The organism is Bacillus sp. SIMBA_154 (assembly GCF_046536015.1).
Classification (GTDB): Bacteria; Bacillota; Bacilli; order Bacillales; family Bacillaceae; genus Bacillus; species Bacillus pumilus_P.
The window spans coordinates 19,671-32,467 of record NZ_JAWJBV010000002.1 but is presented as its reverse complement, the minus strand read 5'-3'; the positions used below and the strand labels follow the sequence as shown (position 1 = coordinate 32,467).

Genomic DNA, 12,797 nt, shown 5'->3' with positions numbered 1-12,797 from the left:
CAATTGTTTTGGTCATTAGTTAAACTCTTTAATAGTTAAACACTTAAACTAAAAGGAGCAGCGTATGGAACAAAATAAAATTGCACAGCTCATTCAGAGGTATGCAGACGTTTATCTCATGATGGAGAAAAAAGTATCGAGTATGATCACAGAAAAGCTTGATAAAGAGCTTACCCTTGATCAGTATTACTCGCTTCGATACATCAATTTACATCCAGGGTGTACATCAACGGACCTAGCTTATGTATGTAATGTGAATAAAAGTGCTGTGACATCAATGACGAACCGTCTATTTACAAAGAACTATATTGTTCGTGAGCACGATCAAGCTGATAGAAGAAGTGTGCACCTGTACGTCACGCCAGAGGGCAAAGATGTCGTCAGCCGAATGGAAAAGCAGCTTCAGGATCTAGTTCGATCTTATTTTGAAAAGCTGGAAGAAAAAGAAATGGAATCATTTATTCAAACATATGAAAAGATTTATCAGATTATCATCGAAGAGGAGGCACAAAGTAATAATGAGAGCAATCATAAAGGGTAGATGGCTTATCACGATCCTTTGGGTCGCATTAGCGGCAGTGTTACTTATCACCGCTCCTAATATGGCGCAATTAACAAAAGAAAAAGGGCAAATTTCTGTTCCGGATGGGTATCCGTCCTCATATGCCGATCGGCTATTAAAGAAAATGTCTGATAGCGGAGATACGGAAAAATCAATCGTCATTGTTTTTCAAGAAAAGAACATTGTCAAAGAAAGAGAAACATCTTTAAAAAAGGCAATGGAGATTTTAGAAAAGGATAAAGATCTCCACGTAGAAGACATCACTTCTTATTTTGAAGCGAACAAAGATATCAAAAAACAAATGCTCTCTAAAGATCAAACGACGCTCCTTGTTCCAGTTACATACGACTCAAGTAAAATCAAAGCATCCGATTTTAAAGAAAGAGTCAATGAAAAGCTAAAGAGCCTGAACCTAAAATTTGAAATGACAGGGCAGCCGTTAATCGATGATGATGTTCTCACAAGCTCCCAGGAGGGCCTGAAAAAAACGGAGTTCATTACGATCGGGTTTATTTTAGTCGTTCTTGTACTTGTCTTTAGGTCAGCGGTGGCACCACTCGTTCCGTTAGTCTCAGTGGCACTTTCTTACTTAGTCAGTCAATCGATCGTAGCTTACTTAGTCAAATATCTAGACTTTCCGCTTTCAACCTTTACCCAGATCTTTATGGTCGCGATCATGTTTGGGATTGGAACGGACTATTGTATTTTACTCCTAAGCCGGTTTAAAGAAGAGCTGTCACATGGAAAAGATAAAATTGAAGCGATTATTACAACGTATAAAACAGCAGGGAAGACGGTTTTATTCAGTGGTATTGCTGTGCTGATTGGCTTCACTTGTATTGGTTTAGCGCAATTCCAGCTTTATAAATCAGCTGTTGCAGTCGCTGTTGGGGTCGCCGTGTTAATCTTGGCACTACTTACCGTTGTTCCATTTTTCATGGCTGTTTTAGGGAAAGTGTTGTTTTGGCCGATTAAAGGTGATATTGCCCACCCGCAATCGAAAATATGGGAAACAGCAGGTCGTTTTTCATTTAAGAAACCGCTTTTTAGTTTATTAATCGTAGGGATCATCACACTTCCGCCAATTCTTATGTATAAAGGAACTCTTTCCTATAACAATCTTGATGAAATCGGTAATAAATATGAATCCGTCAATGCGTTCAATACGATTTCTGACAAGTTTGGACCAGGGGAAGCACTCCCGGCAACGATTGTGGTGAAATCATCTGATCTGTTAGACAACAATAAAGGGCTGATTGCCGTTGAAAAGCTCAGCCGTGCAATTGAACAAACAGATGGCGTAAGTAAAGTGAGAAGTGCGACACGTCCTGTCGGTAAAGGGCTGAGTGATCTATACGTGAAATCACAAGCCAAAGAGCTGAATACCGGACTTGATAAAAGTAATGAAGGCTTGAAAAAAATCCAAGATGCACTGACGACAATGAGTAAATCCATTGAGGATCAAACGCCGCAAATCAAATCATCTGGAAAAGGCATTAACAAATTGATTTCTGGTACAGAATCAGTGCAAACAGGCATTCAAAACGTCGAAAAATCGTTAAAAGATTTGCAAAGCGGAATCGATCAAAACAAAAAAGGTGTAGCGGCCATTAAAGAGAAAATCAAAGGTGCGAAAAAGGAATTAACGGCTCAAGTCGCACAAGTGAATCAACAAGTATCGCTATACAAAAGCATTTCCAAAGAATTAAAGGCAGCATTAGCGCAAGTGGATACGTCATCCTCTGCCGCAGCGGATGTAAAAGCATTAATCACACAAGCAAATAAACAATTTAGTACACTCGAAAAACAAATTCCGCAGGTAAAAGAAAATCAATCGTATCAAGCCATCAAAGCTTCATATAATGAACTTTCTACGACCTTGCAAGAAGGGGCGAAACAGGCAGACAGCTATGCCAAACAAGCAAAAGAAGCCAAAAAACAGCTTGAAGCAGCGGATGCCTTTATCGCAAAAGCTTCAGAGCAGCAGAAAGTCTTGACGAGTCAAATCGATGAGCTCATTGCTGGCTTAGACGCAATTGAAACTGGACTGGATCAAACATCTAAAGGTCAAGGACAGTTAGCTGATAATATGCCAAAGCTTGTAAATGGAGCTGGGCAAGTGATTGATGGTCAAAAACAAATGAAAGAAAAGATTGGCGGCTTTGGTGATAACCTGACCAAGCTGACAGATGGACTGAACAAAAGCGCAAGTGGCTTGGAGAAAATTTCAAGCGGGTTAATGGGTGCAGGTGACTACTTAGACGAACTGAAAAATGCACCAGATCAAGACATGGCCGGCTGGTTTATCCCAAAAGACGTGCTGAAAAATAAAGCATTCAAGCAAGTATTTGATTCATACATGTCGGATGACCGCAAGATGACAAAAATTGATGTCATTTTAGAAAAAAATCCATATGGCAATGAAGCCTTGTCGACGATCAAACAAGTAGAAGCTTCTGTCGAGCGGGCACTTCCTGAAACGAACCTAAAAGATGCATCATTCGGCGTTTCAGGTGTATCAAGTATGAACGCTGATTTAAAACAGCTGTCAGACCAAGATTTCAATAAAACAGTTCTTTACATGATGATCGGTATTTTCCTCATCCTGGTGATCCTGTTCCGGTCGATTGTCATGCCGCTTTACTTGGTTGGTTCACTCATTTTGACTTACTTTACAGCAATAGGTGTAACGGAATTTATTTTCACCCAATTCTTCGGATATCCGGGCATCAACTGGGCTGTTCCATTCTTTGGCTTTGTCATATTGATGGCGCTGGGAGTCGATTATTCGATTTTCTTAATGGAACGGTTCAATGAATACAAAACAAAAGACATTCAGTTTGCAATGACCGAATCAATGAAGAATATGGGATCTGTCATCATGTCTGCTGCCGTTATTTTGGCAGGAACATTTGCAGCGATGCTGCCTTCTGGTGTGCTGTCACTTTTACAGATTGCAACACTTGTCCTAACAGGACTTTTACTGTATGCACTCGTTGTGCTACCATTGTTCGTACCTGTTATGGTCAAATTGTTCGGAGCCGCAAACTGGTTCCCATTTAAACGAAAAGAATAGGTATTTCATAAAGAAAGTAGGAACAATGTATGAGTCGTTGGGCGCTTATTACTGGTGCCAGTGGAGGGATTGGGCAGGCGGCAGCCAAAAAGCTTGCCCAAGAAGGCTGCCACTTGATGCTCCATTATCACCAAAATGAACAGGCAGCCATGCGTCTCTCCGCTCATCTGGAAGAGACATATGAAATAGAGACGCACATCGTTCGTGCAGATTTAGCTAAAACAGGCGGAGCAGATGAGCTTGTCAGGTGTCTGCCGTTATTTCCAGATATACTTGTTTTGAATAGCGGTAAGAGCCATGCCGGTTTAGTGACAGATACAGAAAAGGAAGTTCTAGCCAGCATGGTGCAGCTTCATGTCACAAGTCCATATGAGCTCACCCAATCCCTTTTGCCTGCAATGATTCAAAAAAAAGCAGGTCATATCATTGCGGTTAGCTCCATCTGGGGAGAAACGGGCGCATCGTGTGAAGTGCTGTACAGCATGGTCAAGGGTGCACAAAATGCCTTCATTAAGGGACTCGCAAAAGAGCTTGCCCCAAGTGGAATTAGAGCAAATGCCGTCTCGCCCGGTGCTGTTCAGACTGACATGATGCAAAGCTTCACACAAGAAGACATTGAGATGCTTGAAGAAGAGATTCCACTCGGCCGGCTTGCAGCACCCGAGGAGATCGCAGATGTCATTTGGTTTCTCGCCTCAAAGCAGTCAAGTTATATGACGGGTCAAATTTTATCCGTGAATGGCGGCTGGTACTGTTAAAAAACGTGTATAATTCGTCTCTCCATGACAAAAGCTATGGCTGTAATTCATCTTTTCGAATGGAGGAATCGACATGTCTGTACTTGAGAGCTGGGACCATTGGAAAAATTTTTTAGGTGACCGTTTAAATCATGCGCAGGATAAAGGTTTATCAGATGATACAATCAACAACCTTGCGTATGAAATTGGCGGATATCTAGCGAACGAAGTGGATGCAAAGAACGAGCAGGAAAGAGTGCTTGCTGACCTTTGGAGCGTTGCATCAGAAGATGAGCAGCGCGCCATTGCAAACATGATGGTCAAGCTAGTAGAAAATAATAGCTCGCACTAAACAAAAAGAGGGGTCGTTTGTGCCTCTCTTTTTATTTTAACCGTTTAGCAACATTGTGCTTTCTAAAAATGTGAAAATGCTTTATGATAAAGGAAGGTAAAATTTTGCCACAATGAAGGGGGTAATATCATTTGGCAAAGCTCGAATGGTATTTTGAATATGAGATACATGTAAACCGTCCCGGACTTTTAGGAGACATTTCTTCTCTAATGGGGATGCTTTCAATTAATATTGTGACAATTAATGGTGTTGATGTATCAAGACGCGGAATGCTTTTGCGCTGTGACCACACAGATCAAATTAAGCGCCTTGAATCAATTTTAAATACAATGGAAACGATAAAAGTAACAAAATTAAGGCAGCCAAAACTTCGTGACCGTTTAGCTGTTCGTCATGGACGATACATCCAGCGGGATGCTGATGACAAAAAGACGTTCCGTTTCGAAAGGGACGAGCTCGGTCTTCTTGTTGATTTTATGGCTGAACTATTTAAAAAAGAAGGACATAAATTGATTGGGATTCGCGGAATGCCGCGTGTTGGAAAAACAGAATCAATTGTTGCTTCAAGTGTATGTGCAAGCAAAAGATGGCTGTTTGTATCGTCTACTCTTTTGAAACAGACCATCCGCAGTCAGCTGATTGCTGATGAATACAGCCCAGATAACGTCTTTATTATTGATGGAATTGTGTCGACAAGAAGAGGTTCTGAGAAACACTTACAGCTTTTAAGAGAAATTATGAGACTGCCTGCAACAAAAGTGGTCGAGCATCCAGACATCTTTATTCAAAATTCAGAATATACAATGGATGATTTCGACTATATCATTGAACTGCGCAATAGTGCAGACGAAGAAATTACATACGAGCACGCTGAAGAACCACAAGTATTTGATCATTCTGGTTTTTCCGGCTTCGATTTTTAATATGGTAATGGTAGGTGTTTGTTTTGACTGAATTGGGAAAACGGCTCGTTGAGGCCAGAGAGGAAAAAGGGATGTCGCTGGAGGACCTTCAGGCGGTGACCAAAATCCAAAAGCGCTACTTGCTAGCAATCGAACAAGGAAACTATGATATTATTCCAGGTAAATTTTACGTCAGAGCGTTTATTAAACAATATGCCGAAGCCGTTGGACTAAATCCTGAACAATTGTTCGAAGAATTTCGTAAAGATGTACCAAGCACGTATAACGATGAAGTATCTGATAAATTATCAAATATTAAACCGCAGAGAGAGCTGCCAAAGCCTGCCTCGAAGGTGCTGGAGCTATTGCCGACGATCTTAATCATTGGAGGCATCCTTGTGGTGATCGCCATTATATATGTGATCGTGCAAGCGGTCAATCAGGATAGCGGACAGAAGAATAATCAGACAGCTCCTCAGAAATCAGAATCAAAATACGAAGTGTCTGAGGATTCATCACTCGCAAAGGATCAAAAGAAAAAAGAAAAAGCCTCGTCAGATGATAAAGAAAATACATCTAAAAAAGACGATTCATCAAAGGATGATTCATCAAAAGACGATGAAGCTGTTTCTTTGAAGGCCACGAATACAGAAGGATCCACGACAACATATGAAGTGTCAGGTGCAGATGAGATGGAGTTAACCATTTCTGCCTCGCAAGCTTCATGGCTGCGCGTGAGAGACGAATCTGGAAAAGTGCTGAAGATGGGTGAACTGAAAGATGGCGAATCGTTTAAAACAGACCTGTCGGAGCTCTCCAAGATCGATATCCGTCTCGGGAATGCGACTGGAATTGACATCAAGGTCAATGACGAGACACTTAAGTACGAATTAGACCCTAAAGACACGATGACACAAAACATTGTGATTGTGAATAAAGGAAAGGAAAAGTCATCTTAAGCAAGTAGATGACTTTTCTTTTGTTCCTACTATTATATACATAAAAAATTGCTTTATTGGAGGATTGGATTTCATGTTTAACTTACCGAATAAAATTACTCTTTCTCGGATCGCCTTGATCCCTGTTTTTATGATCATTATGCTTGCACCTTTTGACTGGGGTGTTGCACGCTTTGGTGATGTCAGCATTGAAGTGACTCACCTTGTCGGAGCGATCTTGTTTATTGTGGCTTCGACAACCGATTGGATTGATGGTTACTACGCACGTAAGTTCAATTTAGTGACGAATTTTGGTAAATTTTTAGATCCGCTTGCAGATAAATTGCTTGTTTCAGCTGCTTTAATTATACTTGTTCAATATCACCTCACGCCGGCATGGATGGCCATTGTCATCATTAGCCGTGAATTTGCTGTAACAGGTCTAAGGCTCGTATTAGCCGGAGGCGGTGAAGTGGTAGCGGCCAATATGCTTGGAAAAGTGAAAACATGGGCGCAAATCATTGCGATTTCGGCACTTCTATTGCATAACCTGCCGTTTGAACTTGTATCATTCCCGTTCGGTGATCTTGCGATGTGGGTAGCGGTGTTCTTCACTGTTGTCTCAGGCTGGGATTACTTTGCGAAAAACTGGGAAGCTTTAAAGAATTCTAACTAACAAAGGACGTGTACGCTTTGAAGTCAGAGAGAAAAGCAGAAATTATTGCAGTCGGTTCCGAACTTTTGCTAGGGCAAATTACGAATACGAATGCACAATTCATCAGCAAACAGCTAGCTGAAATTGGTGTGAACGTTTATTACCACACAGCAGTTGGTGACAATCCAGAGCGTTTAAAACAAGCCATTCAAGTAGCGCAGGAAAGATCTAATTTTATTATATTCTCAGGCGGTCTTGGACCAACAAAAGATGATTTAACAAAAGAAACCATTGCAAATACGCTCGGAAAAGAGCTTGTGCTAAATGAAGAAGCATTTGAATCGATTCAAGACTACTTTCGAAAGACCGGACGTGACATGTCACCGAACAACCGTAAGCAGGCACTCGTTCTAGAAGGATCTGATGTGCTGGTGAACCGGTTCGGGATGGCACCAGGTATGTTTATTCAAGAAGAAGATACGTTTTATATTCTGCTTCCTGGACCACCAAGTGAACTGCACCCGATGTTTGAAAACGAGGCGAAGCCGCTGATTTCTGAGAAACTTGGCTTAAAAGAAAAAATCGTGTCTGTTGTGTTGCGTTTCTTCGGAATCGGTGAATCACAGCTTGAAACAGACCTTGAAGATTTAATCGATGCTCAGACCAATCCGACGATTGCACCGCTTGCAGCTGACGGTGAAGTGACACTAAGGCTCACAGCCAAGCACGAGGATGAAAAAGAAACGGAGCGTCTGTTAAAAGAAACGGAAGCGCAAATTTTAGATCGGGTAGGCGAGTACTTCTACGGATATGGAGATACATCTCTTGTCCGTGAAGTTTCCAAGGCCTTGCACGAACACGGGAAAACAGTAGCAGCCGCTGAAAGTCTGACTGGCGGCATGTTCTCCGAATGGCTGACAGATCTCGAAGGGGCATCATCGGTTTTTAACGGAAGTGTGGTTTGTTATACCAATCAAGTGAAGCAGCAGGTGCTTGGCTGCCGGGAGGCAACGTTGTCTTCTCATGGCGCTGTCAGCAAAGAGTGCGCTTTAGAGCTCGCTGAGGGCATTAGAAAGCTGACAGGAAGCGATATCGGTATTAGCTTCACTGGTGTGGCAGGACCTGCTAGCCAAGAAGGACAGCCTGTCGGAAAAGTGTTCATTGGGCTATCCACTAAAGATCAGAAAGACGTGTTTGAATGGATGTTTACAGGCAGTCGATCAAGCATTCGAAAACGCGCTGTGAAATATGGTCTGCATCACTTGCTCAAATTATTAAAAGAGAGTTAATTTTGTTTTTTGTTAGGTTTACTCCTTTATAAAAGACTGTTTTTTCTAATAGAAACAGCTCTTTTCTTAAAAGATCTGCCAAGAAAAAATCGAATATGTGTTCGTTTTTTTCTTGGCAAATGACGTGAAACAAGGTATAGTATAGATAGTGGAATTGATAAAGGAGGAAACAATAGAATGAGTGATCGTCAAGCAGCCTTAGATATGGCTCTTAAACAAATAGAAAAACAGTTTGGTAAAGGCTCTATTATGAAACTAGGAGAGCAAACAGATACACGTATTTCAACAGTACCTAGTGGTTCGTTAGCACTTGATACTGCGCTTGGAATAGGTGGATATCCTCGCGGTCGTATTATTGAAGTATACGGTCCAGAGAGTTCTGGTAAAACGACAGTGGCACTTCATGCAATTGCTGAGGTTCAGCAGCAGGGAGGACAAGCAGCATTCATCGATGCAGAGCATGCACTAGATCCAGTTTATGCTCAAAAACTAGGTGTCAATATTGATGAGCTGTTGCTTTCTCAGCCGGATACAGGAGAACAAGCACTTGAAATTGCAGAGGCACTTGTCCGCAGTGGTGCAGTTGATATTGTTGTCATTGACTCAGTAGCTGCTCTTGTACCAAAAGCAGAGATTGAAGGAGACATGGGTGATTCACACGTTGGTCTTCAAGCCCGTTTGATGTCTCAAGCACTTCGTAAACTATCAGGTGCTATCAACAAATCGAAAACAATTGCCATCTTTATTAACCAAATTCGTGAAAAAGTAGGGGTCATGTTCGGTAACCCTGAAACAACGCCTGGTGGACGTGCTCTGAAGTTCTATTCATCTGTTCGTTTAGAAGTGCGCCGTGCTGAACAGCTGAAACAAGGCAATGACATTATGGGAAATAAAACAAGAATTAAAGTTGTGAAAAACAAGGTTGCACCGCCATTCCGTATTGCGGAAGTAGACATCATGTATGGTGAAGGGATCTCAAAAGAGGGAGAAATCATCGACCTTGGAAGCGAACTAGATATCGTACAAAAGAGCGGAGCTTGGTATTCTTACCAAGAGGAACGTCTTGGACAAGGCCGTGAAAATGCGAAACAGTTCCTTAAAGAAAACAAAGATATCCTTCTCATGATTCAAGAACAAATCAGAGAACACTACGGTTTGGATACAAACGGAGTGAAAGCAACCGAAGAAGAGGGACAAGAAGAATTGGAATTTAAAGACTAAAAAGACGCTGAAAAGCGTCTTTTTAGATTGTTGACAAAGGGCTAAAATTGATCTTTTAGCCCTTTGTCTTCTTTTTCAGCTTCAGCGTGATAGAAAACCTTTGAAGTCTAGGAAGGACGAGTACCGGAGCGGAGTGAATGTGACATTCGTGAGCACCGGCACGCAGGACTGACACCGAATGCGAAGGTTTGTCTACACACTGAAAAGCGTCTTTTTTTACATTTACATGACAGATAGCGGTCAAAAGTTCTGTCTTCGCTTGAAATAACGACTTACGCCTCAGTCTGACTAGCTTGACAAGTATTTCCGACACAATTACAATGGAAATGTATCACTTGTTTTTCTTAACATGATTGATAACTAATTTAAACTTGACAAGGGCAGTGAGGATCTCATTCCCTGTGAAGGCCCTGTATGTTGAGGTACAAAACAATGTACATGCCGACACTTTATTTGTAAAACCAAGTTCATAGCAAGAGGAGGTGAAAATATGTCGCCTACGATGTTTACGATCATCTCCATTTTGCTGAGCCTAATCTGTTTAGTTGTTGGCTACTTTGTTCGTAAAACCATTGCAGAAGCAAAAATATCCGGCGCAAGAAACATGGCCGAACAAATTGTTGAGGATGCAAAGCGTGATGCGGAAGCATTGAAGAAAGAAGCGCTCTTGGAAGCGAAAGATGAAATTCATTCGTTTCGTGTAGAGGCGGAGCAAGAAGTTCGTGAAAGACGTAATGAGCTTCAAAGACAAGAAAACCGTTTACTTCAAAAAGAAGAAAATCTTGATCGCAAAGATGAAACTTTAGATAAACGGGAGTCCCTGTTGGAGAAGAGAGATCATTCTCTGAATGAACGACAACAACATATTGAAGAGATGGAAAGCAAAGTGGATGATATGATTCGTTTGCAGAAAGCCGAGTTGGAACGCATTTCTAGTTTAACTCGAGATGAAGCGAAACAAATCATTCTGGATCAAGTTGAAAATGAGCTTTCCCACGACATTGCAGTCATGACGAAAGAATCTGAAAACCGGGCGAAAGAAGAGGCTGATAAAAAGGCGAAAAACATTCTTTCACTTGCGTTACAGCGCTGTGCAGCTGATCATGTAGCTGAAACAACGGTATCTGTAGTCAATCTTCCAAATGATGAGATGAAAGGTCGTATTATCGGACGTGAAGGACGAAATATCCGTACGTTAGAAACGTTAACAGGTATTGACCTGATCATAGATGATACACCTGAAGCTGTCATATTATCGGGCTTTGATCCGATTAGACGTGAAACAGCGAGGATAGCTCTGGACAAGCTAGTCCAGGATGGCCGCATTCATCCTGCACGAATTGAAGAAATGGTGGAAAAATCACGCCGTGAAGTCGATGATTATATCCGCGAGATGGGTGAGCAAACGACATTTGAAGTCGGTGTTCACGGTCTGCATCCGGATCTCATCAAAATTCTCGGTCGCTTAAAATTCCGTACAAGTTATGGACAAAATGTCCTGAAGCATTCAATTGAGGTTGCACATCTTGCAGGTCTCATGGCTTCAGAGCTTGGAGAAGATGCAAAGCTTGCAAAACGAGCAGGTCTTCTGCATGACATTGGAAAAGCCATTGATCATGAAGTAGAAGGAAGCCACGTAGAAATTGGCGTTGAGCTTGCGACGAAATATAAAGAGCATCCTGTTGTCATCAACAGTATTGCCTCTCACCACGGTGACCAAGAACCGACATCTATTATCGCTGTTCTTGTTGCGGCAGCTGATGCATTATCTGCAGCACGCCCTGGTGCAAGAAGTGAGACGCTTGAAAATTACATTCGGAGACTTGAAAAATTAGAAGATATCTCTGAATCTTATGAAGGTGTTGAAAAATCGTTTGCGATACAGGCTGGACGTGAAGTACGTATTATGGTGAAGCCAGATTCAATTAATGATCTTGAAGCTCACCGTCTAGCAAGGGATATTCGTAAGCGAATCGAGGACGAGCTCGATTATCCTGGTCACATTAAAGTGACGGTCATTCGAGAAACTCGCGCAGTAGAGTATGCAAAATAGAGCGGTGCGCTTAGCGCCGCTTTATTTTTTTGTGTAAATATGCAACACTGATAGGAAGATCAATTTATAAGAGAAAGGGTACAAAACGCATGAAAATATTATTTGTTGGAGATATCGTCGGTTCACCTGGCAGAGATACACTGAAAGAATACTTGCCGAAACTTAAGAAAAAATATCAGCCGCACTTTACAATTGTCAATGGAGAAAACGCGGCTCACGGGAAAGGTCTCACTGAAAAAATCTATCACGAGCTGCTGCAAGCAGGAGCTGACGTGCTCACAATGGGCAACCATACATGGGATAAAAGAGACATTTTCGATTTCATCGATGATGCAGCCAATATTGTTCGTCCTGCCAACTTCCCGCAAGGTACGCCTGGAAAAGGACTCACCTTCATTAAAAAGCAAGGAAAAGAATTGGCTGTCATCAACTTACAAGGACGTACTTTTTTACCTCCAATTGACTGCCCGTTTCAAAAAGTAGATGAATTAATTGCAGAAGCATCCAAACGTACACCATTTATTTTTATTGATTTTCATGGTGAAGCCACAAGTGAAAAGCTAGCAATGGGCTGGTATACAGATGGTCGTGCATCATGTGTTGTTGGAACGCATACACATGTTCAAACAGCTGATAACCGCGTATTGCCAAAAGGAACTGCATATATTTCGGATGTTGGCATGACAGGTCCTTATGATGGCATTTTAGGTGTTGACCGGGAAACGATCATTAAGCGATTCAAAACGAGCCTTCCTGTCCGCTTTGACATTGCGGAAGGACGTACTACATTAAGTGCAGTGATCGTAGAAATTGACGAACAGTCGAAAAAAGCTGTCAAAATTGATCGAATTTTGATAAATGATGACCATATTTTCTTTGAATAAATGTTCACATATTTATTTCAGAAAAATATTAATCAGAAAGAAGGAATATGCGCCCTCTATCGTGAATATAGTAAAAATGGTAGGTAGCCTGCTATTTTTGAAAAACATTTTGGGGATGGATTTTCAAA

General features: G+C 41.6%; 11 protein-coding genes. All 11 read left to right on the top strand.

All coding sequences use genetic code 11. The annotated features are described in order from the left end of the window. The first annotated feature begins 64 nt into the window (after positions 1-64). The 11 genes from R0K30_RS03625 to R0K30_RS03575 all read left to right on the top strand — a co-directional run bounded on the left by R0K30_RS03625 (position 65) and on the right by R0K30_RS03575 (position 12,669). A complete protein-coding gene (locus tag R0K30_RS03625) occupies positions 65-541 on the top strand; it encodes a MarR family winged helix-turn-helix transcriptional regulator (RefSeq protein ID WP_256499583.1) in 477 nt (158 codons plus the stop codon). Continuing rightward, on the top strand, positions 519-3,638 hold the full coding sequence (locus tag R0K30_RS03620; RefSeq protein ID WP_410609234.1) for an MMPL family transporter: 3,120 nt from the start codon (positions 519-521) through the stop codon (positions 3,636-3,638). The genes R0K30_RS03625 and R0K30_RS03620 overlap by 23 nt, the downstream gene beginning before the upstream one ends. Positions 3,639-3,667: 29 nt before the next feature. After that, entirely contained in the window at positions 3,668-4,396 is a 729-nt protein-coding gene (ymfI, locus tag R0K30_RS03615; RefSeq protein ID WP_410609232.1) for an elongation factor P 5-aminopentanone reductase, read from the top strand. 73 nt (positions 4,397-4,469) lie between these two features. Then, positions 4,470-4,727 (top strand): DUF3243 domain-containing protein, encoded by a 258-nt coding sequence (locus R0K30_RS03610; protein ID WP_034317570.1) that lies wholly within the window; start codon positions 4,470-4,472, stop codon positions 4,725-4,727. A gap of 131 nt (positions 4,728-4,858) precedes the next feature. Continuing rightward, complete coding sequence (locus R0K30_RS03605) at positions 4,859-5,650, top strand: DUF3388 domain-containing protein (protein ID WP_099725785.1); 792 nt, start codon at positions 4,859-4,861, stop codon at positions 5,648-5,650. Between the two features lie 23 nt (positions 5,651-5,673). After that, positions 5,674-6,588, top strand: coding sequence for a helix-turn-helix domain-containing protein (locus R0K30_RS03600; protein ID WP_410609229.1), 915 nt, complete (start codon positions 5,674-5,676; stop codon positions 6,586-6,588). A 73-nt stretch (positions 6,589-6,661) separates the two neighbouring features. Beyond that, the gene (pgsA, locus tag R0K30_RS03595; RefSeq protein WP_099725783.1) at positions 6,662-7,243 is read left to right on the top strand and encodes a CDP-diacylglycerol--glycerol-3-phosphate 3-phosphatidyltransferase; all 582 of its coding nucleotides are present in this window, start codon (positions 6,662-6,664) and stop codon (positions 7,241-7,243) included. 17 nt (positions 7,244-7,260) lie between these two features. After that, positions 7,261-8,511: a competence/damage-inducible protein A gene (locus tag R0K30_RS03590; protein WP_410609227.1), complete on the top strand. Its 1,251-nt coding sequence runs from the start codon at positions 7,261-7,263 to the stop codon at positions 8,509-8,511. A gap of 177 nt (positions 8,512-8,688) precedes the next feature. Beyond that, positions 8,689-9,732, top strand: a complete 1,044-nt coding sequence (gene recA / locus R0K30_RS03585; protein ID WP_099725781.1) for a recombinase RecA — start codon at positions 8,689-8,691, stop codon at positions 9,730-9,732. A 490-nt stretch (positions 9,733-10,222) separates the two neighbouring features. Next, on the top strand, positions 10,223-11,785 hold the full coding sequence (gene rny, locus R0K30_RS03580; RefSeq protein WP_007499477.1) for a ribonuclease Y: 1,563 nt from the start codon (positions 10,223-10,225) through the stop codon (positions 11,783-11,785). Between the two features lie 89 nt (positions 11,786-11,874). After that, positions 11,875-12,669: a TIGR00282 family metallophosphoesterase gene (locus R0K30_RS03575; protein ID WP_099725780.1), complete on the top strand. Its 795-nt coding sequence runs from the start codon at positions 11,875-11,877 to the stop codon at positions 12,667-12,669. The last annotated feature ends 128 nt before the right edge of the window (positions 12,670-12,797 follow it).